Genomic DNA, 21,402 nt, shown 5'->3' with positions numbered 1-21,402 from the left:
GGGGGCTGCGCCCTTGCTAGCAGCGTCCATGTAAAGAACCGCCCGATTACCTTTGCTAAGTGGAGAACACCATGGCTGTAGAAATTACCTCAAAAATCGTTGGTTACCGGATCAAGCAGCAGGAGCAGGCCGCGCCCGTTCCTGAGCTACAGGATGAAAGCCCGCTGACGGTGCGGATTCCGTCACGCCCGGAAGGCACCCTAGAAGCCGTATCAGAAAAGATTTCGTATGTGGGCGCGGAAGGTCGCAAGAAAGTCTATCTGCTGGTGTCGTTTATGCCGGTGGAAGGCGTGATTGGCGGTAAACGCGTGGTGATTGAGCGCCCGGTAGAGTTCTTTTTCCCGTCGGGCCAGCTCTCCAGTGAGCACCAGTGGATCACCGCCACCATGCGCAGCCTCTCGCTGGCAGCCCGCGGTGGTTACGTCACCCAGGCGGTGGCGGATCTACGCAAAGTAGCTTGGGATAAAGGCCTGGTGCGCTGCGGTATGAACCGCTGGAAAAAGCCGATGTTTCACGATTCAGAGGTCGCTGCGATTGCTTGGTCGATACAGCAGATTCTTTATCGTCGCGGTTTCCTGGATCGGGATGGCAATCAAGTCCCGGCTGAACAGCTGGTTGAGCGCTATGCCCACCGCATGACCCATGGCCATGCTTGGCAGCCGGATGAGGAGGCGGGCGATGCGCCCGTTGAAGCGGGTGCGGTAGAGCCGATCGGTGAAAAGGCTACTGCGGGAAAAAAGCCTGAAGGCAGCGCCCCGGCCATAGTGGGTAACTGCCCTGAGTGCCGCGGCGAGCTCATCATGATGGATGGTTGCCCAACCTGCTATGCGGGGTGTGGCTGGTCCAAATGCGGTTAATGTGCTGTCGCCTCAGCGACTGACGGCGTAACAACACTACCGCGTGCTTTATAGCACGCGGTTTTTTTGTGCTGATCGCCTAATTTATGCAGTATCACCTAATAGGGGGCGGACGTTGTCGGTGAGATAGCAGTCATCAAATTGGCCTTCGGCGCATAACGCCGCCAAGTCTGGAATGGTGAGGTGGTGACGATCACGGAATACCAACTCGCTTTCACTAAGTGCGGTAAACGTTCGGCTCACGTGAACGGGGCTAAGACCAAGTACATCGGCCAACTGTTCTTGAGAGAGAGGCAGGCGAAACTGATTGCTAATATCGGGATTAGTTTGGCGTAGCCGCAAATACATCTCGTAGAGAAAATGCGCCATTTTCTGGCGGGCACTGCGTCTTGCCAAGGTGACCAGCCGCTCTGTCATCAGCGCCTGTTGGCGACTACCAATAGCAAACATTACTGATGTAAGGGGAAGCGACTGGCGGAAAATATCCAGCATACGTTTGTGCGGGAAGTGACAAACCACACCGTCATCAATCATGCGCACATTCTCAAGGCGCTCGGAGAACGCAAACTCGCGCAGACCAATAATGTCACCCGGTAAAAACACTTCCAGAATTTGCCGATCACCATTTTCTAAGTGGCGATAGGAGAAGGCCCAGCCGCTCTTGAGCGTGCAGAACTCATTGGCCGCATCGCCCATTTCCCATAGGATCGTGCCGGATTTTATATTGCTTGGACTCTCTTCAAGCGAGAGGAGCAATGTTTTCTCCTCCTTCGTCAACGAGCAATAGTGACTGAAGTGCTTGATAATACAGCTTTTTTCTTCGTTCATGGCCTATCCCTCTAAGAGAGGTTTACTTAATATAACTAACTATTAGCTGCTCGTCACAATACACAATAGGGCTGCGTACTGCGTTGTTCAATGCGTGAGGTAGCGGGCTCCTTTAGTTAGGGGCGCGTGCGCGCCCCACCTTCGAAAAAAGACCTAAAGGTTAGCGCTTGGTTGCTCGTTTACCACGCGCTAGCAGTGGTGCTAAGAAATGCCCGGTATGCGAGACTTTCTGTTTTACGAGCTGCTCCGGTGTGCCTTCAGCGATAATCTGCCCGCCACCTGAGCCCCCTTCGGGGCCGAGATCGACAATCCAATCGGCCGTTTTGATCACATCCAGATTGTGCTCAATCACTACGATAGTATTGCCATGATCACGCAGGCGATGCAGCACCGTCAGCAATTGACGAATATCTTCAAAATGCAGGCCGGTGGTTGGCTCATCGAGAATATACAGCGTTTTGCCGGTATCGCGCTTGGCTAACTCACGGGCGAGTTTCACCCGCTGCGCTTCGCCGCCCGACAGGGTGGTAGCGCTCTGCCCCAGGCGGATATAGGAGAGTCCTACATCGAGCAAGGTTTGCAAGCGACGGGCAATAGCGGGCACCGGGCTGAAGAATTCCAGCGCGTCTTCCACGGTCATGGTCAGCACTTCGTGGATCGTTTTGCCTTTGTAGTGAATATCCAGTGTTTCACGGTTATAGCGCTTGCCCTTACAGACGTCGCAGGGCACGTAGATATCGGGCAGAAAGTGCATCTCCACCTTGATCATGCCTTCCCCCTGGCACGCCTCGCAGCGCCCGCCCTTGACGTTAAAGCTGAAACGGCCGGGCTTGTAGCCCCGCGAACGCGCTTCTTGGGTGCCCGCAAACAGCTCGCGAATCGGCGTAAAAATACCGGTATAGGTAGCCGGGTTGGAGCGCGGCGTTCGCCCAATGGGACTCTGATCAATATCGATCACTTTATCGAGCTGATCGAGCCCTTCGATTTTTTCATAAGGTGCGGCGGTCAGCGTGGTCGCGCGGTTTAGCTCGCGAGCCGCAATCGGCATCAAGGTGCCGTTGATCAACGTCGATTTACCCGAGCCGGAAACACCGGTAATGGCGATAAACAGCCCTAGCGGCAACGTTAACGTCACGTCCTGCAGGTTATTGCCGGTGGCGCCGCGTAGCACTAATTGCTTTTCTGGGTTGCCGGGAATGCGATAAGGCGGTACAGCGATTTCCCGCGTGCCGGAAAGATACTGGCCGGTCAGCGAGTTGACGTTATCCATTATGTCCTGGGGCGTGCCTTGAGCGACGATTTCACCGCCATGCACGCCTGCACCGGGGCCGATATCCAGCACGTGGTCGGCGGCACGAATAGCATCTTCATCGTGCTCTACCACAATCACGGTATTGCCCAAGTCGCGCAGTCGCTCAAGGGTTTTCAACAGCCGGTCATTATCGCGCTGGTGCAAGCCAATCGACGGCTCATCAAGAATGTACATGACCCCAACCAGGCCTGCGCCTATCTGGCTGGCCAGGCGAATACGCTGGGCCTCGCCGCCAGAAAGCGTGTCGGCGCTGCGCTCCAGGTTGAGATAATCCAGCCCCACGTTGACCAGAAACTCTAGTCGGGCGTGAATTTCATGAACGATTTTGTCAGCAATTTCGCCTTTACGGCCGGGTAGTGTTAGATCGGCAAAGTAGCGCCACGCCTCGCCAATCGGGAAGCGGACGATATCGGCGATGTTGTGGTCATCCACATAAACATGGCGCGACTCTTTGCGCAGTCGCGAGCCATTACAAGTGGCGCAAGGCTGCACCGCGATGTATTTGACCAGGTCATCGCGCACCATGTTGGATTCGGTTTCCCGATAGCGGCGCTGCATATTAGGCAGCACGCCCTCAAAGGCGTGTTCGCGGGTCACTTTTCGGCCGCGGTCGCCCACGTAGACAAACGGAATCTGTTCGTCGCCGCTGCCGTTTAAGATAACCTCTCGTTCATGGCGGGCAAGCTCTTGCCAGGGCGTTTCCAGCTCAAAGCGATAGTGCTTGGCCAGCGCCTGGAGCTGGGTAAAGTAGTAAATATTGCGTCGATCCCAGCCTTTGATGACGCCTTCGGCAAGCGAAAGCTCTGGGTGGCTGATCAGCTTGTCCGGGTCGAAGTACTGCTGAACGCCCAGTCCATCGCAGGTGGGGCAGGCGCCCGCCGGGTTGTTGAACGAGAACATGCGTGGCTCAAGTTCTGCCAGCGAGTAGCCACATACCGGGCAGGCAAAGCGTGACGAAAAAGCAATATCGTCGCGCTCACCGTCCATAAAGTGAATCATGGCGGTGCCGTCGGCGAGGTTTAGCGCCGTTTCGAACGACTCTGCTAGGCGCTGGGCGAGATCATCGCGTACCTTGAAGCGGTCAACCACCACGCTGATGTCGTGTTTTTTGCGCTTATCCAGCGGTGCAATGTCGTCTAGTTCCAGCACTTGGCCGTCGATTAAAGCGCGTACGAAACCCTGGGCACGCAGTTCTGCTAATAACTGTAGGTGCTCGCCTTTGCGGCCTTTGACCACCGGCGCCAACAGCATCAGCTTGGTGCCTTCGGCGAGATTCATGACCTGATCGACCATCTGCGAGATCGTCTGAGCTTCAAGGTCTTCGCCGTGCTCGGGGCAGCGGGGCGTGCCTGCGCGGGCGAACAGCAGGCGCAGATAGTCGTAAATTTCGGTGATGGTGCCCACGGTCGAGCGTGGGTTGTGGGAGGTGGACTTCTGCTCAATAGAGATCGCAGGTGACAGCCCTTCGATGTGATCTACATCGGGCTTTTCCATCATCGACAGGAACTGGCGCGCATAAGTGGAGAGCGATTCCACGTAGCGGCGCTGCCCCTCGGCGTAAAGGGTGTCGAAGGCTAAAGACGATTTACCCGAGCCGGAGAGGCCGGTAATCACAATCAGCTTGTTACGGGGCAGTTCCACATCGATCTGCTTGAGGTTGTGGGTGCGGGCACCCCTGACCAGAATGCTGTCCATCAACACCTCGAATCGCGCGGCAAAAGCGTGATTATACGTTTGTCTGACCCCTCCCGGCAAAACCGCTTTAATAACCTGCGTCAACTCGCGACGTTTCCAGCGACCGCCCAAACCGCTAGAATAGGGGGTTATCGCAAGTCGTTACGTTTACTCACCACATGCTTATCCACCAGATAGTTATTTTTCATCACACACAAGGGCATTATGCGCAAGGTTTCCGCACTGTTGCTGGCCTCTGAACGTCGTGCGATCAGCGGTTTGGCCGGGCTCTATGCATCGCGCATGCTGGGCCTATTTATGGTGCTGCCCGTGCTGGCGCTCTATGCCGATACGTTGGCGGGGGCGACGCCTCTGCTGGTGGGCGTCGCACTGGGCATCTATGGGTTGACCCAGGCGACGCTGCAAATTCCGTTTGGCCTACTCTCTGATCGCATTGGCCGCAAGCGAGTGATTGCCATGGGGCTGATCATTTTTGCACTCGGTAGCGTAGTCGCGGCGCTCTCCGATAGCATTGCCGGTGTAATCGCCGGACGAGCGTTGCAGGGCGGCGGCGCCGTGGCTGCGGCGATTATGGCGCTGCTGGCGGATCAAACCCGTGAGGAGATTCGCACCGCCGCGATGGCCACCATTGGGCTTTCGATTGGGGTGTCGTTTGCCATCGCCATGGTATTGGGTCCATGGCTTGCCGCTTGGGCGGGGCTAGCTGGCGTGTTCTGGTTTACTGCCTTACTGACGCTGGTAGGGTTGCTGGTACTGTGGCGCTGGGTGCCTGCCGCGCCACGACGGCGGCGTCACCGTGATGTAGGCATGGATCGCCAGCAGTTTAAAAGCGTGATCACCCGCCCCGATCTATGGCGGCTGGATTTATCGATTTTTGCTCTGCATCTAGTGCTGATGGCGATATTTGTGGCGGTACCGTTTCGCTTGCTAAATGCTGGCGTGGCGATTGAGTATCACGGGCTGGCGTATCTTGGCATTATGGCGTTATCGTTTGTGGCGATGGTGCCGCTGATTATGGTGGCCGAGAAGCAACAGCGCATGCGTTTGATGTGCCTGGGGGCGATCGGCGCTATTGTGGTTAGCTTAGCGGGGTTAGGGTTGCCATTATCGCCAGGTTATTGGCTATTTGTCTGGCTGTTTGTGTTCTTCACGGGCTTTAACTTGCTGGAAGCGACGCTACCTTCCATGCTCAGTAAGCTGGCCCCGGCGGGCGCGAAAGGGACTGCCATGGGCGTGTATTCCACTAGTCAATTTTTAGGTGCTTTTTTAGGCGGTACACTAGGCGGTTTACTGGCGCATTATGGCGGCCTCAACGCGGTCTTTATTGGCTGTGCTGGGCTTGCGCTATGCTGGTGGGTCGCCATGTGGCGGATGCCTTCACCACCACCGCTCTCCAGCGAAGTGGTGGCGCTGCACGAAACCCAGGCAGACGCGCTCGACCTGTTGATGGAACATTTAGCCGATGTGGTCGGCGTAGAAGACGTCATGGTGGTGCCGGAAGAGCGTTTGGTCTATTTAAAGGTGAATCGTCAGCAGCTTGACCAGGCAGCGTTAACTCGGCTGATGGCGCCACCCAAATCTTAATCCAGCCCGGCCGATAAAAGCGTGACGGCGGTTGGCAATAAACTCTACATGACAGCTATTAAAGGAGCGCCTTATGGCTCGCGGCATTAACAAGGTCATTTTGATTGGCAACCTCGGGCAGGATCCAGAGGTGCGTTTCACTCCCAGCGGTACCGCCGTGGCTAACTTGAACCTGGCGACCACCGATACCTGGATGGATCGCCAGAGCGGTCAGCGCCAGGAGCGTACCGAATGGCACCGCGTGGTGATGTTCAATAAAACCGCCGAAATTGCCCAGCAGTACCTGAAAAAAGGCTCCAAAGTCTATATTGAAGGGCGTCTGCAAACCCGCAAATGGCAAGATCAGAACGGTCAGGATCGCTATTCGACAGAGATTGTCGCCAACGATATGCAGATGCTTGATGGTCGCAGCGGTGATTTCCAAGGCGCTGGCGCTGGGCAAAACAGCTATCCCCAGAACGCTCCTCAGAATGCGCCCCAAAACGCGCCGGCCCCCAATAGCCAAGGTGGCGGTTATCCACAGCAGGGTGGCGCACCTCAGGGCGGAAACTACCCAGACGGGCAGAGCCCGCAGCAGCCTCGCCCCGCAAAGCCAGCGCCCCAGCAGGGCAACCAAGCACCACCGCCCAACCAGCAGAACAGCAGCTACGGTGCGCCTGACCCGGGTAATTTCGACGACTTTGACGATGAGATACCGTTCTAAGTGCACTATTCACCCAATAGTGTAGAGCTGAGCGTGAGTAAGGGGAAAGCGTCTTGAAATTGCTAATATTGGATGCCGGACACTGCTTAAGCTTGGCACTGGCCCGGGAAGCAAGTCGTCGCGCCGATACAGAATTAGTTATTGAACAAGGGACGACCATTACACCGTCGCGCCTTGCAGCGATTGCGCCTGACGCTGTGGTTATTCCACCGTTGGCACATCCCTTAAATATGGCGCCAGCAGATGTCACTGCTCATGCGGATGCAGTCGATATCTGCTTAGATGCTTGCCTATCTGAAAATGTAGCGTTGGTATGGTGTGTGTCTGATCAGCTCTATGAGGATGGCCTGGAAGTCCCTATTGATGAGCATGTAGTACCTGCACCACGAGACGACAGCCTGCGCCGTCTGGTACAAACCGGCGACCGTATACGGGCGGAGTATCAGCGGCATCTGATTGTGCGTCTAGGCCCGCTGTTTGCTTTGGAAGGCAGTCATGCGTGGCTCAATGACATCATCGGTAACTTAGTCCTCGGGAAGCCAGTGCGGGCAGCAGAAGACGTGATCTTTTGCCCGACATCGGCGGATGCCGTCGCCATGGCGCTGATTGGTATGTTACAGCAGCAGGCCAGCGGAGCGGGTGCGTGGGGCGCCTATCATCTCGCTGGCACCGAGCCGGTCAGCGCTTTTACCTTTACCTCCATGGTGCGGACCCAGCTGTTAACCCATCTTGAAGGCCGCGGTGAGCAGATTACTCTCGGTGAGGTGCAGCCGCTTAAACACCATCATGATGCCAAGCTTCGGCGCGTCTTAAATTGTCGCCGTGTGTTAGATGTCTTTGGTGTCCATCAAAAGCCATGGCGGTTAGAGGCTGGGCGTATGTTGGATGCGTGGTGTTTAATCCGTGAGAATAATCGTGTCAGCGATACAGGAGCATCGGCTTGATAAATGTGGTTCGCAGTCTGGTATTTTATGCTGGCTATTTTTTTGCCATGCTGATGATTGGCATTCTGTTTTTACCCATTGCGCCGTTTCTTCCGCTCTCTGGCCGCTACCGCTTACTCAATCTGTATAACTACTTTTTGATGGTGTGGTTTCGTATCGCCTGTGGCGTCCGCTATGATATTCAAGGGCGTGAAAATCTACCCAGCGGCCCCTGTGTCATTCAAGCCAATCACCAGTGTGAGTGGGAAACGGTATTTCTGCAGGTGATGAAGCCGCCTGTGTGTACCGTACTGAAGCGAGAGTTACTGCGCCTGCCCATCTTCGGTTGGGGATTACGTTTGTTACGCCCGATCAGCTTGGACCGCTCTAAACCGGCGCGGGCGATGAAGCAAGTGCTTACGCAAGGCGTAGAACGCCTTGGTACCGGCTTGTCGGTACTGATTTTTCCAGAAGGAACGCGGGTGGACCCAGGCGTTCGCAAACGCTATAACAAAAGCGGCAGCGTAGTGGCGTGTCGTGCGGGGGTGCCGGTATTGCCGGTAGCTCACAATGCTGGCGAGCGTTGGCCAGGGCGTCATTGGGTTAAGCGGCCAGGCGTACTGCGGGTGCGTATCGGTAAGCCTATTGAGACGGCGGGGCGTATGCCCGATGAAGTGCTCGCAGAAGTGGAAGTGTGGATCGAAGCGCAGTTACAGGAAATTTCTGATGTGCCGCGGCCTACCACTCGTCAAAGCTGACGCTATATACCGAGCTAGTTAGACTATTAAGCAACAATGGCGCCCACTGGGCGCCATTGTTGTCTTCAGCATGCCTGTTGTCTTATCAGCGTTAATCGTTAAAGCGCTGGAAGACTAAACATGCATTAGTGCCGCCAAAGCCGAAGCTATTAGACAAGGCTCGCTCTATTGTCACGTTATCTCGACGTTTAGTGACAATATCAAAGCCGTCGGCCTGCTCATCCAAATTGGCGATATTCGCCGATGCAGCGACAAAGTTATGTTGCATCATCAGCAGCGAATAGATCGCTTCCTGTACACCGGTAGCACCCAGGGAGTGACCGGTCAGCGATTTGGTTGAGCTCATCGCGGGTGTCGTATTACCAAACACTTTACGTATTGCTTTTAGCTCGGCCACATCACCCACCGGGGTAGAGGTACCGTGAGTATTAATGTAATCGATCTTACCCTCTACGGTAGCCATTGCCTGATGCATGCAGCGCATAGCGCCTTCGCCTGAAGGCGCCACCATATCGTAGCCGTCAGAGGTGGCGCCGTAGCCAACTAACTCGCCGTAGATCTTGGCACCACGCGCTTTAGCGTGCTCAAGCTCTTCCAACACCAGCATGCCGCCACCGCCTGCAATCACGAAACCGTCGCGGGCGTTGTCGTAAGGGCGCGAGGCTTGCTCTGGCGTATCGTTATAGTGCGTTGAGAGCGCGCCCATGGCATCAAACAGGCAGGAGAGTGTCCAGTGCTCCTCTTCACCACCACCAGCAAACACTACATCCTGCTTATTAAGCTGAATTTGCTCCATCGCGCTACCAATGCAGTGCGCCGAGGTAGCACAAGCAGAGGAGATGGAGTAATTCACACCCTTAATTTTAAAGGGTGTCGCCAAACAGGCGGAAACAGTACTGCCCATTGTCCGCGTCACACGATAAGGGCCAACGCGACGCAGGCCTTTTTCACGCAGTACGTCGGCAGCTTCAACTTGGTTAGCGCTTGAAGCACCGCCGGAGCCAGCAATAAGCCCGGTTCTCTCGTTGGAGACCTGCTCCTCAGAGAGCCCCGCGTCTTCAATGGCCTGGGCCATTGAAACATAGGCGTAGGCAGCTGCATCGCCCATAAAGCGGCGCAGTTTGCGGTCGATGAGTGCGTCAAGATCGATATCGACGCTGCCAGCCACATGGCTACGGAAGCCACGCTCGGCGTACTCTTCCTTAAAACGAATACCGCTACGCCCAGTTTTGAGCGCGTCCAGGACCTGTCGTTGGTCGTTGCCAAGGCACGATACGATGCCAAGGCCGGTGACTACCACTCGTCGCATGGGAGCCTCCTGTTCAGAAATTCGCAGTGGAGGTAAATAGGCCAACACGCAGATCATTAGCCTGATAAATGTCGCGTCCGTCGACGGATACTGTGCCGTCGGCGATACCCAAGATGAGTCGTCGGGTAATAATACGCTTAATATTAATACTATAGGTCACTTTTTGTGCATCCGGCAGGATCTGCCCGCTGAACTTGACCTCGCCACAGCCGAGTGCACGTCCGCGCCCCGGGTGGCCTAACCAGCCCAAATAGAAGCCGACTAGCTGCCACATGGCATCTAGTCCTAAACACCCAGGCATAACAGGGTCTCCAGGGAAGTGGCAGTCAAAGAACCACAAGTTAGAGCTGATATCCAGCTCGGCGATCAGTTCGCCCTTGCCATGCTCTCCGCCTTCTTCATGAATGTGCTTAATGCGATCAAGCATCAGCATATTAGGCGCTGGGAGCTGTGCATTACCGGGGCCGAATAGCTCGCCGCGTGAGCAGGCCAGCAGTTCTTCGCGATCAAAGGAGTGTTGCTTGGTCACTGAATCGTTCCGAATATCAAAATGGTTGTTGGGCTAGTCTACTTCCCGAAACCGCTGAATGCACGTAACTGGCTATTTATCGCTTATATCTGAAGATTTTAGCGGTTTGGCTGATAGCACCATAGTAGAAGACTTTATTCAAAAGCTGTCGTTCAAGCACAATAAATGTCGCATTACCGTAATATATAGAGCATCCAAGTAGTGATTTACGCGCCGCGCTTATTTCCGGTGACCAGTTGGAGCTGCATTATCAAACCCAGCATGAGCCCGCTAGCGGCGAGCTGGTGGGTATGGAAGCACTGCTGCGCTGGCGCCATCTCAAGGCTGGCATGATTTCCCCCGGCGACTTTATTCCGTTGGCCGAGCGGCACGGTTTAATAAGCCAGCTGGGCACCTGGGTGATCGAAAAAGCCGACGATATGGGTCAATATTTCGGCACGGCAGCTCTTTCAAGGCGACCTGGAAAGCCAGTTGACGACTTGCCTAAAGCGTTATCAGTTGAAACCTTCGCAAATTGGTTTAGAGCTGATTGAGTCGGTGCTGCTTGACGAACCTGCTGGCGATATGGGGCCACGCCTTCAGGCGCTGCGCGACCACGGCTTTGCGATTGCCATCGATGACTTTGGGACAGGCTATTCGTCGCTCGGTTATTTGAAGCGCTTGCCGGTAGACAAAATTAAACTCGACCGGGCGTTCATTAAGGAGTTGCCACATGATCAAGCGGATGCCTCGATCGTGAAGGCGGTCTTAGCAATGGCGGAAGGCATGGGGCTAGGAGTGATAGCAGAAGGCGTAGAAACCAAAGAGCAGGGTAAGTTTTGGCGGATCCGGGTGTACGTCCGTACAAGGTTTCTACTTTGCCAGACCGCTACCCGCTGCGGAATTGGAAAAGCGTTTGCTGCCTGAGCCAGCCACTGCCTCTGCTGCTTCTTAACGCTTATAAAAACGGCTAATGCCTACACACAGTGACGCCCATATCAGCGCCTGGGCTGGCAGCAGCCAAGGGGCAAGCGACACCTCCGCGAGTAGCGCGCCACCGTAATAGGAGAGTGGGCCGCTGACAGCGCCACACAGCGCGGCTAGTAGCGGATAACGCCACAGCCACGCCAGCGAGTGATAGACTAGGGTGGCAAACAGCGGCCATAGCATCCACAGCCAGAGTGGCAAGAGCCCCAGCACTAGCGCTTGATCGTTAAACTCAAAGCCGCCCAGCCGCTGCAAGCCACCATCAATCACCAGCCCGAGCAGCGCAAACCCGGCGATAAACCGCCACTCTCCAGGCAGGGCGCAGCGCCATAGGTGCCAGGCTAGCAAGCCTCCGCCCGCAAGCGCGGCAACGCTTGAACCACCTACTACGCATAGCAGCCAGCCAGCTTCAAAACGCAGGGCATTGAACAGCAGCGCCTGCCACTTGCGTGATGCCATTTAGAGCGCGCCGGTGAGCGGTATGGGTTTCGCCGCTGGTTTCGCCAGCAGTAGATGGCAGGTACCGATAGAGCGCTCGATGAAGCCGCCTTCGCAGTAGCATAAATAGTAGCGCCACATACGGATAAAGCGCTCGTCATACCCTAGCGTGCGTACCTGCTCCAAGCTTGCTTCAAAGCGGTGGCGCCACTCACGCAGAGTGCGGGCATAATGCGGGCCTATTTCATCCAGCGCGACCACGTTCAGCGATGTTTTGCGCATTACGCTGCTTAACATGGCATGGTGCGAGGGTAGAAAGCCGCCAGGAAAGATGTAGCGCTTGATAAAATCCATATCGCGTTTAGCGTCTTCAAAGCGCTGGTCGCGGATGGTGATGGCTTGCAGCATGGCCTGCCCATCGTCGGTTAACAGGCTATCCAGCTTGTTGAGGTAGGTATCGAGATACTGGTGCCCCACGGCCTCGATCATCTCGACCGAAATAAGCCGGTCGTAGCGGCCGGTTAATTCACGGTAATCCTGCTTGAACAGGGTAATTCTGTCTTCTAGCCCCTCTTCTTTGATGCGCTGAGCAGTATGAGCGTGCTGTTCATCGGAAATGGTCGTGGTGGTGACACGGCAACCACGAGTTTTCGCCGCATGAATCGCCAGACCACCCCAGCCGGTGCCAATCTCTAACAGGTGATGTTCTGGCCGGACATCAAGCTTTTCAAGCATCAAATCCAGTTTGTAGGTTGAGGCCTCTTCCAGACTAGCTTCTGGATAGGGGAAAACGGCGCTGGAGTACATCCAGTGGTGGCGATCCAAAAACGTCGAAAACAGGTCGTTACCAATATCGTAGTGGGCGGCAATGTTGCGCTTAGAGCCGCTTAGGCTGTTGCGCTGAAAACGGTAGGCGGCACCCAATAACCAACGGGCCAAGCGGGCACTGCCGTTCTCCATTTTGGTATTAACCTGTTCCAGGTTGGCGGCAAACAGACGGACCAGGGCGACCAAGTCGTCGGCATCCCAGTCACCGTCCATATAAGATTCGGCAGCGCCGACGGTACCGCCGAAGGCCAGCCGCTTCCAGGCGCGCGAGTGGCGGATTACTACGGTTACCTGCAGCGGTCCTCCCTGGCCTAAGTGGTGGCACTGGTCGCCTTCAATGAGGGTAATACGACCACCGCGAAAGGTATCCAATTGGGCCACTAGGCGCGGTTTAAGCCACTTGGTTAAGCGGTCTTGGGCAACAGGTTGAATATTTGGCGGCGTAGAACGCAGGGTCGTCACTTTGAAGTCTCCTTGCGCTGCTTGGGGTGGTTATAAACGGGGACGCGCTTCAGCCACAGGCGTAGCGCTTCAAAATGAATGCCCGCGATGGTTTTCAGGCTCATCCATGGCTGGCGCGCCAGGGCTTTTATCAGCGCGCCACGAGTAGCGGGGGAGGCGTTCAGTGTCAGGGTGGCATCAAAATGGCACTGCTGTTCCCGCCAGTTCTCCATATGCAAAAAGAGCGTTTCGCCGGGGGCGTTAAATTTCCACCGATAGGTCATATCCATGGGATTGAAAGGCGACACGTGGAGGTCTTTGTCGAAACGGGCCTGGTGGCTGTGACGTGAAGGGTCCACCGCGCTGGCGTAACGGGTACGCTCACGCCAAGGCATATTGGTGACTTCGCTCAATACGGCTGCCAATCTACCTAAATGGTCGTAGGCGTAGTAAACGGAGATAGGATTAAACATGCAGCCCAGCGTGCGCAGTTGGGTGAGCACACAAATCCGCCCTGTGGGGGCGCTGCCTAATTGACGAACAAGCTCTTCGCGCACGGCGGTTTTTAGCGGGCGATCCACCGGGCCTAGGTAATCCTCCCGCCGAAAACGCGCCAGGGCAGGCCTGCGGGCGCTAAAGCCGGGCACCTTGTCGAACAGATCGGGCAGCTCGTCCAGATCCAGCCACGCCATCCATACCTGATAGCTGAATGTGTGGGGCTTGGGCGTGAAGCGGCGGTGACGCAGGGTGCCACGGTAGATACGCGAACGTGGTGCGGCAATCATCCCAGTCCCTCGACACCTTGCGGTGTCAGCAGCTCATGAGCCGGCAGCGCCAGCGGTTCCGCGGGAGGCGTGGCAGCCTCGTCACAGCCCAAGGCCTGGGCGACGCGCAGGGCGCTCCACACCCCGTCTTCGTGGAAACCGTTGCGCCAATAGGCACCGCAAAAATGCGTACGATGCGCTATCGACGATATCTCTGCGTGGCGCGCCTGCGCCGCCTGGCCCGCCAAGGTGAACTGAGGGTGCGCGTAGGTATAACGCCCCAGCACTTTATTGGGGTCGATGCTGTCGCTGTCGTTCAGGGTCACGCAAAACGTAGTGTCACTCTCTATCCGTTGAAGGATATTCATGTCGTAAGTAACCGAGACTCGTGCCTCGCTATCTCGCTGATCCAGGCGGTAATTCCAGCTCGCCCAGGCACGTTTGCGCCGCGGCAGCAGCGAGGTGTCGGTATGCAGCACCACCTCGTTATCCTGATACGGCATGGCGCCGAGCACTGCTTTCTCGTCTGCACTGGCGTCACCTAGCATCGCCAAGGCTTGGTCGGCGTGGCAGGCGAGCACCACCTGGTCAAAGTGCTGGCTGCCAGCCGGTGTGGTAATCGTAACGCCAGCACGCTCTCCAGCACGTTCGCGGGTAATCTTGGTGACCGGCGTATTGAGGTGAATGCGCGACGCGTAGGGGGCCGTTAGGTTAGGGATATAGCTTTTCGAACCGCCCATCAGGGTGTACCACTGGGGGCGGTGATTAACTGATAGCAGGCCGTGATTGCGGAAAAAACGCACAAAAAAAGCCAGCGGAAAGGCGCGTAAATCGTTGATGCTGGCCGACCAAATGGCGGCTCCCATGGGCAGTAAGTAACGCTGCTGGAAATCGCGGTTGTAGTGGTGGCGGTCTAGGTATTCCCCTAGGGTCATCTGTTCGGGTAGTTCGTTGCGGTCAAGCGCTTTAGTGGCCTGCTTGTTAAAACGCAGGATATCGCGGAGCAGACGATAAAAAGAGGGATTAAATAAATTGCGTCGTTGGGCAAACAGTGACCCTAACGTGTGCCCGTTGTACTCAAAGTCCCTTGCCGTTTCATGCACCGAGAAACTCATCTCGGTGGCTTGTGAGGCAACGCTCAGGGTCGCCATCAAGCGCTGAAAGTGCGGATAGGTCCAGTCGTTAAAGACAATAAAGCCGGTGTCGATCGCATACGTCTGCCCTTTTACGTCTACATCCATCGTGGCGGTATGGCCACCCAGCCGCGAATCCGACTCGAACAATGTAACTTCATGCTGAGCGGAAAGGTACCAGCCAGCGGCCATGCCGCTAATACCGCTGCCGACAATGGCAATACGCTGAGATGCCCCAGCACTATTTGATACCACGGTACTCATGACGATTCCTTTTGGGCGCGGGTCATGCGCAGGCCAATCTGACGGCGCAAGGCAGGAGGCAAAATGCCCAGCAATTTGACCAGATAGGTGAACCGGCGTGGGAAATGGATATCCAGCCGACCCTTTACCAAGCCTGCGATAATGGCATCGGCCGCTTGCTCAGCGGTGACCTGCATGGGCATCGGAAAGTCGTTTCGCTCGGTGAGTGGCGTTTTCACAAAGCCGGGGTGGATAAGGCTGACATCAATGCCTTCCTGATCAAGATCCAAGCGCAGCGATTCCAGGAAGTAGCTGACGGCGGCTTTAGAAGCGCCATAGGCTTCTGCGCGGGGTAGCGGTAAATAGGCCGACGCGCTGGAGGTGGCCGCTAGCCGGGCGGGCAGACCCTGCTGCCGTGCAGCCCGTAGCAGCGGCAGAGCGGCTTCGACACCGTACAAAGTGCCAAATAAGTTGGGCTTAAAAACGCGCTCGACTAAATCCATATCGAACTGCTGAGCGTTCAGGTATTCGCAAGTGCCAGCATTGAATAACGCTAAATCTAATGCCCCCAGGCGCTCGGCAATGGTCTCGCCAGCATTAAGCACGGCTTGGCGGTCACTAACATCTAGCGGGAGCGGATGGGCATTGGGGTGGCCTTGGCACAGCGCTTCAAGTGACTCAGCGTTGCGGGCGCTGAGTACCACCTGGTGGCCTTGGGCGATAAATTTACGGGCAAGCGCTTCACCAATGCCGGACGTGGCACCGGTTAACCAAATACGTTGGGGCGTTTCCCATGTGCTCATTAAGCCTCCTCGTACGCCCCGCCGTGATGTTACTGCTTAGGCAAGACGTTTTTTTAACCAGCGAATGGCGCTTCCCATCAGCGGTAAATGTTCGTAAAGCATGGCGCCAGCATCAAAATAATCGCGATGACACTCAACGCGCCCATCGGCGGCGAAGGTGAGTGCGCTACAGCCTTCGACCTTGACAGCCTGGCCACCTGCCAATCTGGGATGAATAAACGTCATGGTCCAGGTTACAAACGCTTGCTGACCCTGTAACTGCCGAGTGTGGTAAGTGAAGTGGCACTGCTCGACATTTTCATACATGGCTGAAAAATAGCGCGCTAATGCTTCGCGACCTTCAATATGGTGCAGCGAGTCACTAAAAATTATATTTTCAGTATATACCTCGTATAGCTTTTCTGTACAGGTATTGTCTAGTTTGTTGAAAAAGGCGCAGAACGCCTCCAGCGCCGCAGGCTCAGCCATAACGGTCTCCTTGATTAGCTTTGCAACTATAATGGCTTAAGGAAACGGGGACAGAAGCGATTATTTAGTGAGTGATTTAAACGTGTCCAGTGCACGTTGACGTGCCGCTTTGTGATCAACGATCGGCGCTGGGTATTGCACATCGGTGAGTAGGTCTTGAGGCGGCGCATGGCGCGCTTTGGCAGGCAGATCAGCAAGCTCAGGCAGCCAGTGGGCAATAAATTCACCGTCAGCATCAAAGCGGGTCGACTGAGTGGTAGGGTTAAAGATGCGAAAGTAAGGCGCGGCATCGGTACCCGTAGAAGCAGCCCACTGCCAGCCACCGTTGTTGGCGCAAAATTCGCCGTCCACCAAGTGACGCATAAAAAAGGCTTCACCGCGCCGCCAATCAATCAGCAGGTGCTTACTTAAAAACATTGCGGTCACCATGCGCAGCCGATTATGCATCCAACCGGTGGCGACTAACTGGCGCATGGCAGCATCGACGATAGGATAGCCGGTACGCCCTTCGCACCAGGCTTGAAAGCCTTCATCGTCATCACGCCACTTCAACTGCTTAGTGTGCTCCTGGAAGGGCTGATAGCGGCATACCTCGGGAAACCCCACCGCGACATGCTGATAAAATTCACGCCAGATCAGTTCATTAACCCAGGTTGTCAGGCCAATATCGCCATCGCCAAGATGACCGCCATTCTCGGTCATTACGGCTTGCAAGCACTGGCGATGGGAGATCATGCCTAGTGCCAGATAGGGCGAGAGTTCGCTGGTACCACGTACCTTGGGCTGGTCGCGCTGGTCTTTATAGTGGCGGCCACGAAAGCGCAGGAAACGCGCCAAGTTATCCGCCGCGGGCCGTTCACCGGCAGGCCACAGGCGCTCTTCTATCGGTGTGCTGTCAAGGGTCGGTAGCGCAGGCAACGGATCACTTTTAATATCCAGTTCTGTTTGCACCGGTGGTGACTCGCGCAGCGCTAACTGGTCGGCGGTGACCTGCTTGTGCCACGCCTTGGAGAACGGCGTAAATACCCCGTAGTAGTCGCCCTTGCCGGTTAGCAGGCTGCCGGGGGCAAATGCCATGGCATCGTGGCAGCCATGGGCGGCAATACCGGCCTGCTTAAAGGCGTCTTGCACAGCCTGGTCGCGGTGGCGCTCATTGAGGGCGTACTCGTAATTGAAGTGCAACTGCTCAATATCGTACTCACGAGCGATATCGAGCAGTGCCTCGGGGGCCTGATCATAGCGGCCAATGTCGCGATGCAGCAGCGGAATATTCAATCCGTTAAGGGCTGTTTTAACGGCGGCGACACCGCGCGCCCAAAAATCCAGCTTATTGGCACCATGGCCGTGCTCTTGCCACTGGGGAATACTGCGCAAAAAAACCGCGATGACAGGCCCTTTGGCCGCTGCGGCAGCCAGGGCACTGTTGTCATCAATACGCAAGTCGCTGCGCAGCCAAACCAATTGACGTTTCATAGGCTTTTCTGTCATAGGGGCTCCTACGGCACAAAAAAATGGCCGGTCGCCAGAGGGCGAACGGCCAGGGTAAGAGTGTGTTGGTTACAGTACGCCTGACTCGCGTAAGAGAGGACGCAAGCGAGCAATCGCCTGGGGCAAGTCATCGCCTAGCATGTGAACCGGGCTATCGCGCAGATCGGCTTCGCGCAGGCGCGCCACTTCACCACACACGCCGATGGGCACATTAAGCGTCTCGGCGGCTTTAGGCAGCGCTTGGCGAATATAGCTGTCACTTTCGCGCTGGCCGCTAGACAGCAGTACCATCGACGAGTGTAGCCGCGCGACTGCCTGAGGGAGATCCTCCAGTGGCAGCGAGTGGTCAAGCATCTGTACTCGGTAGCCTTGCTCGCTGGCCATCAATGCCGACATCAACACCCAGAGCGGGCCAGGGTCATCGGGCATGGCATTGAGCAAAATCAGCGGGCCCCGGGTAGCCTGGTTAGCATAATGCAAGCGGATGCCCACTTGGCTGCGCAAAAATGCTTCCAAGGTGCGGCGTACTAACTGGTCTGCCTGAATGGCCCATTTCGCCTCTAAGCTTAAAACAACCGGCTGCCAAAGCTCGTTAATGGCAATACTCAGCGGATAGAGCGCTAAGCTCTGGTAATAAAAAGCCTCTAGCTTGGGCAGGTCTAACGCTTCGATGATGGCTTGCAGCTGCAGGCGTTGGCTAGCCCAATCGCCGGCATCAGGGGTAGGCGCCTCAATTGTTTCTGGCTGGTCAAGCAAGTCGGCGACTTGACTGACCGGCACACCACGATTGAGCCACTGCAAGATGCGTTCGATGCGTGTGATGTCGTCTTGAGCGTAAAGGCGATGCCCTTTGGGGGTGCGCTGGGGGCGAATCAGCCCGTAGCGTCGTTCCCAAGCGCGAAGTGTGACCGAGTTTACGCCCGTCAAGCGAGACACTTCGCGTATCGGATAGAGCGGCGTATCGGGGGGATGGGTCGCCTTAAGACTCATGAGCGCCAGTACCTCTTTGTTAACTGCAACGTAGTTAACCACATGCTAGTTAACTGCAGCGCCGCGCTGTAAGGGCCGGACATTATTCGCCGCGGCGAAGGTGAAGCGTGTTCCATGTAGAGACTGCCTAATCAAAAGATCTGAACATTAGTACGTTACTGTATGCTCATTTGTACAACTTGTCGCTACTGGGTACAACCTTTATAAGAATTCCTCTTAGCCCGTATAATATTTTATATAATTAGACCGACCGGCCTATTAGCGCTTTCCCCAAGCGGTGGCCTGATAGCCAGGCATCTTCTACGCGGCCATCGCGAAAGTGATCGCCGCACAAGGCCAAACCGTTTCCACTGTATAAGTATGTGTGTTCACAAGCGGCCGCTGGTTGTGCATAGCGCCACCGGTGCGCGCCTGTTTCAATCAGGTCGGGTAGCGTTGCTGAGACGGGAAAAAGACTTTTTAGAGCAGTAAGAAGTTGGTTAGCCACCTCACTGGCAGGCTGCTCCAAATGTGCTTCGCTCCAGTCGAGTTGAGCCAGCAGGCTAAGGCTTTCAGGTTGAGCTGCGCGTCCTGGTTTAGTTTGGTTACGTGACACAATATGCAGGGTAGGGTGGGCGACCCGCGCCATCTGCCAGTCTGGGTCAACACCGGGTATAGCGGGAAGCGGTCCGTCAAAAATCGCCCATCCCGCCCAGCAGGCGCGCTGCTTTCGTGTTTGGCACGCGGTGGCCAAATCGTCATCCCACGCTGCCAGCAGTGCATGGGCCTGGGGCGGTGGTGCGCTGACCACTACCTGATCATAAGGCCCATGGGTAATGCCGCCAGCCGTTACCAACAGCCACCCTTTTTGCGTGCGTTTGAGTGACGTGATGGAAGTGCCTGTATGCAGTGCAGCCTGAGGTAGCGCCGTTAGCGAGTCGGCCAAATGACGCGTCAAGGCACTCATTCGAGGAGCACCGGTGTAGCGCTTTTGCCCATCGTTATGCGCCTGCCAGCCATTTGGACTAGCCTGATAGGTAGCGGTGGGCCAAGAAGCGATGCAGCCAATGGATAGCCATGTATCAACCGCGCGCTGAAAGTCTGTGTTGTGTACGCTGAAAGCCTGGGCGCCTAGATCTAGCGTCGCGCTGGGTCTGCGCTTACTCGACAGGCGCCCGCCAGGGCCGCGGGCTTTATCAAACAGCGTAACGCTAGCGCCGCTATTGGCGAGTACCTGCCCACAGGCAAGCCCTGCGATGCCTGCACCAATGATGGCGACCGATTGATGAGCACTCAGAGGCAGTATCGCCATGGTTCCTCGCAGCGTTGTTTAGGTGTCGTATGAATAGAGTTGAAAGCTTAATGTAGCAGTTGTGTATAGATGTCGTACAATTTGGTCGTCGATTGATTCATTTCGTCAAGCTGACAACGAACGGTGGCACCAACAGGAGTAATTCCATGCGCGTATTAGTGACCGGAGGCAGTGGGTTTGTCGGCCAGCGGCTATGCCAAAAACTGATAGAGCAAGGCCACGAGGTGCAGGTGGTTTCCCGTCACCCTCATCAAGTACGCGATCGCTTGCCCAATAGCTGTGACATTCGTGACAGCGCCCAGGCGTTTATTGAGTCACCACCGGACGCGCTAATTAACTTGGCTGGAGAGTCTATTGCCGGTAAGCGCTGGAGCGATGAGCAGAAAGCCAAGCTGATAAATTCTCGTGTAGCGTCAACTGAGCAATTGGTCGCGTTGTGTGAACAGTTAAAGGCTAATGGTCAGCCATTGCCGAAGGTAATGGTATCGGGTTCAGCGATGGGCTATTACGGCGATCAGGGCAAGCGCGTGGTGACCGAAGAGACAATCCCTAACGATGAGTTTGCCCATCGTCTGTGCAAACAGTGGGAGGCAGCCGCCCAGCCGATTGAGGCGATGGGGGTGCGTTTAGCGATTTTGCGTACGGGGTTGGTGCTAGATACAGGCGGCGGTAGCCTGCAGAAAATGCTGCCGCCGTTTAAGCTAGGACTAGGTGGCCGCTTTGGCAGCGGTGAGCAATTTATGCCGTGGATCCACCGCGATGATTTAGTCGCGGCGATCCTGTTTCTCATCAATCACGAAACCTTGAGCGGCGCCTTTAACGGCAGCGCACCGCACCCGGTCACCAACGCCATCTTTACCAAAACCCTGGCCAAGCATCTCAATCGACCGGCCATTTTTCCCGTACCCGCGTTTGTCTTGAAGGCGGGGTTGGGGGAAATGTCTCGGCTATTGCTGACCGGGGCGGATATGCGCCCCGCGCGCCTTGAAGCGGCAGGGTTTACCTTTCAATATCCCACGCTGGACAAGGCGCTTGAGGCGATCCTTTAGGA

19 protein-coding genes and 1 pseudogene are annotated in these 21,402 nt (G+C 55.9%); 7 read left to right on the top strand and 13 right to left on the bottom strand.

All coding sequences use genetic code 11. From position 1 onward, the window contains the following. Positions 1–71 precede the first annotated feature (71 nt). Entirely contained in the window at positions 72–857 is a 786-nt protein-coding gene (locus tag KO116_RS20925) for a hypothetical protein (protein ID WP_035563946.1), read from the top strand. An 84-nt stretch (positions 858–941) separates the two neighbouring features. Here KO116_RS20925 and KO116_RS20920 read toward each other — a convergent pair whose 3' ends face one another. Further along, complete coding sequence (locus KO116_RS20920) at positions 942–1,685, bottom strand: Crp/Fnr family transcriptional regulator (RefSeq protein WP_035563949.1); 744 nt, start codon at positions 1,683–1,685, stop codon at positions 942–944. A 160-nt stretch (positions 1,686–1,845) separates the two neighbouring features. After that, on the bottom strand, positions 1,846–4,692 hold the full coding sequence (uvrA, locus tag KO116_RS20915; protein WP_035563953.1) for an excinuclease ABC subunit UvrA: 2,847 nt from the start codon (positions 4,690–4,692) through the stop codon (positions 1,846–1,848). A 204-nt stretch (positions 4,693–4,896) separates the two neighbouring features. Between uvrA and KO116_RS20910 the strand changes: the two genes are divergently transcribed. From KO116_RS20910 to KO116_RS20895, 4 genes are all read left to right on the top strand, one after another. Beyond that, positions 4,897–6,276: an MFS transporter gene (locus KO116_RS20910; protein ID WP_035563955.1), complete on the top strand. Its 1,380-nt coding sequence runs from the start codon at positions 4,897–4,899 to the stop codon at positions 6,274–6,276. A 73-nt stretch (positions 6,277–6,349) separates the two neighbouring features. Beyond that, positions 6,350–6,979 (top strand): single-stranded DNA-binding protein, encoded by a 630-nt coding sequence (gene ssb, locus KO116_RS20905; RefSeq protein WP_035563958.1) that lies wholly within the window; start codon positions 6,350–6,352, stop codon positions 6,977–6,979. 53 nt (positions 6,980–7,032) lie between these two features. Then, complete coding sequence (locus KO116_RS20900) at positions 7,033–7,923, top strand: sugar nucleotide-binding protein (protein WP_035563961.1); 891 nt, start codon at positions 7,033–7,035, stop codon at positions 7,921–7,923. Further along, positions 7,920–8,660 (top strand): lysophospholipid acyltransferase family protein, encoded by a 741-nt coding sequence (locus KO116_RS20895; RefSeq protein ID WP_035563964.1) that lies wholly within the window; start codon positions 7,920–7,922, stop codon positions 8,658–8,660. The genes KO116_RS20900 and KO116_RS20895 overlap by 4 nt, the downstream gene beginning before the upstream one ends. Before the next feature lie 91 nt (positions 8,661–8,751). Here the strand turns inward: KO116_RS20895 and fabB are convergent, their stop codons facing one another. Beyond that, entirely contained in the window at positions 8,752–9,969 is a 1,218-nt protein-coding gene (gene fabB / locus KO116_RS20890) for a beta-ketoacyl-ACP synthase I (protein WP_035563967.1), read from the bottom strand. A 13-nt stretch (positions 9,970–9,982) separates the two neighbouring features. Further along, positions 9,983–10,498: a 3-hydroxyacyl-[acyl-carrier-protein] dehydratase FabA gene (gene fabA / locus KO116_RS20885; RefSeq protein ID WP_008959204.1), complete on the bottom strand. Its 516-nt coding sequence runs from the start codon at positions 10,496–10,498 to the stop codon at positions 9,983–9,985. A 200-nt stretch (positions 10,499–10,698) separates the two neighbouring features. Between fabA and KO116_RS20880 the strand changes: the two are divergent. Continuing rightward, positions 10,699–11,432, top strand: a pseudogene (locus KO116_RS20880) (putative bifunctional diguanylate cyclase/phosphodiesterase); the annotation flags it as partial. On the opposite strand, the gene KO116_RS20875 reads toward KO116_RS20880, so the two are convergent. The 9 genes from KO116_RS20875 to KO116_RS20835 all read right to left on the bottom strand — a co-directional run bounded on the left by KO116_RS20875 (position 11,429) and on the right by KO116_RS20835 (position 20,351). Then, positions 11,429–11,923 carry a DUF2878 domain-containing protein gene (locus KO116_RS20875; protein WP_035563970.1) on the bottom strand — a complete coding sequence of 165 codons (495 nt, stop codon included), beginning with the start codon at positions 11,921–11,923 and terminating at the stop codon, positions 11,429–11,431. The pseudogene KO116_RS20880 and the gene KO116_RS20875 overlap by 4 nt on opposite strands. Next, positions 11,924–13,192, bottom strand: a complete 1,269-nt coding sequence (locus KO116_RS20870) for an SAM-dependent methyltransferase (protein ID WP_035563972.1) — start codon at positions 13,190–13,192, stop codon at positions 11,924–11,926. Further along, on the bottom strand, positions 13,189–13,956 hold the full coding sequence (locus tag KO116_RS20865; protein WP_035563975.1) for a DUF1365 domain-containing protein: 768 nt from the start codon (positions 13,954–13,956) through the stop codon (positions 13,189–13,191). Before KO116_RS20865 ends, KO116_RS20870 begins: the two co-directional genes overlap by 4 nt. Next, a complete protein-coding gene (locus KO116_RS20860; protein ID WP_035563978.1) occupies positions 13,953–15,332 on the bottom strand; it encodes an NAD(P)/FAD-dependent oxidoreductase in 1,380 nt (459 codons plus the stop codon). The genes KO116_RS20865 and KO116_RS20860 overlap by 4 nt, the downstream gene beginning before the upstream one ends. Beyond that, entirely contained in the window at positions 15,329–16,114 is a 786-nt protein-coding gene (locus tag KO116_RS20855; RefSeq protein ID WP_008959198.1) for an SDR family NAD(P)-dependent oxidoreductase, read from the bottom strand. The genes KO116_RS20860 and KO116_RS20855 overlap by 4 nt, the downstream gene beginning before the upstream one ends. Positions 16,115–16,150: 36 nt before the next feature. Next, the gene (locus KO116_RS20850) at positions 16,151–16,582 is read right to left on the bottom strand and encodes a nuclear transport factor 2 family protein (RefSeq protein ID WP_035563981.1); all 432 of its coding nucleotides are present in this window, start codon (positions 16,580–16,582) and stop codon (positions 16,151–16,153) included. A gap of 60 nt (positions 16,583–16,642) precedes the next feature. Continuing rightward, complete coding sequence (gene phrB / locus KO116_RS20845; RefSeq protein WP_035564137.1) at positions 16,643–18,055, bottom strand: deoxyribodipyrimidine photo-lyase; 1,413 nt, start codon at positions 18,053–18,055, stop codon at positions 16,643–16,645. Positions 18,056–18,139: 84 nt separating this feature from the next. Continuing rightward, positions 18,140–19,060 carry a MerR family transcriptional regulator gene (locus KO116_RS20840; RefSeq protein WP_179916107.1) on the bottom strand — a complete coding sequence of 307 codons (921 nt, stop codon included), beginning with the start codon at positions 19,058–19,060 and terminating at the stop codon, positions 18,140–18,142. A 241-nt stretch (positions 19,061–19,301) separates the two neighbouring features. After that, entirely contained in the window at positions 19,302–20,351 is a 1,050-nt protein-coding gene (locus KO116_RS20835) for an NAD(P)/FAD-dependent oxidoreductase (protein WP_035563984.1), read from the bottom strand. A 146-nt stretch (positions 20,352–20,497) separates the two neighbouring features. Between KO116_RS20835 and KO116_RS20830 the strand changes: the two genes are divergently transcribed. Next, a complete protein-coding gene (locus KO116_RS20830; protein WP_035563988.1) occupies positions 20,498–21,400 on the top strand; it encodes a TIGR01777 family oxidoreductase in 903 nt (300 codons plus the stop codon). Positions 21,401–21,402 lie beyond the last annotated feature (2 nt).

It is taken from the genome of Halomonas sp. KO116 (assembly GCF_000734975.2).
GTDB classification, from domain to species: Bacteria; Pseudomonadota; Gammaproteobacteria; order Pseudomonadales; family Halomonadaceae; genus Vreelandella; species Vreelandella glaciei.
Note: the sequence above shows the minus strand (reverse complement) of the source record. Positions and strands in the feature narration are given on the sequence as shown.

Coding starts and splice junctions, on each gene's coding strand:
- KO116_RS20925 (WP_035563946.1), top strand. CDS start 72: ATGGCTGTAGAAATTACCTCAAAAATCGTTGGTTACCGGATCAAGCAG.
- KO116_RS20920 (WP_035563949.1), bottom strand. CDS start 1,685: ATGAACGAAGAAAAAAGCTGTATTATCAAGCACTTCAGTCACTATTGC.
- uvrA (WP_035563953.1), bottom strand. CDS start 4,692: ATGGACAGCATTCTGGTCAGGGGTGCCCGCACCCACAACCTCAAGCAG.
- KO116_RS20910 (WP_035563955.1), top strand. CDS start 4,897: ATGCGCAAGGTTTCCGCACTGTTGCTGGCCTCTGAACGTCGTGCGATC.
- ssb (WP_035563958.1), top strand. CDS start 6,350: ATGGCTCGCGGCATTAACAAGGTCATTTTGATTGGCAACCTCGGGCAG.
- fabB (WP_035563967.1), bottom strand. CDS start 9,969: ATGCGACGAGTGGTAGTCACCGGCCTTGGCATCGTATCGTGCCTTGGC.
- KO116_RS20875 (WP_035563970.1), bottom strand. CDS start 11,923: ATGGCATCACGCAAGTGGCAGGCGCTGCTGTTCAATGCCCTGCGTTTT.
- KO116_RS20865 (WP_035563975.1), bottom strand. CDS start 13,956: ATGATTGCCGCACCACGTTCGCGTATCTACCGTGGCACCCTGCGTCAC.
- KO116_RS20860 (WP_035563978.1), bottom strand. CDS start 15,332: ATGAGTACCGTGGTATCAAATAGTGCTGGGGCATCTCAGCGTATTGCC.
- KO116_RS20855 (WP_008959198.1), bottom strand. CDS start 16,114: ATGAGCACATGGGAAACGCCCCAACGTATTTGGTTAACCGGTGCCACG.
- KO116_RS20850 (WP_035563981.1), bottom strand. CDS start 16,582: ATGGCTGAGCCTGCGGCGCTGGAGGCGTTCTGCGCCTTTTTCAACAAA.
- phrB (WP_035564137.1), bottom strand. CDS start 18,055: ATGAAACGTCAATTGGTTTGGCTGCGCAGCGACTTGCGTATTGATGAC.
- KO116_RS20840 (WP_179916107.1), bottom strand. CDS start 19,060: ATGAGTCTTAAGGCGACCCATCCCCCCGATACGCCGCTCTATCCGATA.
- KO116_RS20835 (WP_035563984.1), bottom strand. CDS start 20,351: ATGGCGATACTGCCTCTGAGTGCTCATCAATCGGTCGCCATCATTGGT.
- KO116_RS20830 (WP_035563988.1), top strand. CDS start 20,498: ATGCGCGTATTAGTGACCGGAGGCAGTGGGTTTGTCGGCCAGCGGCTA.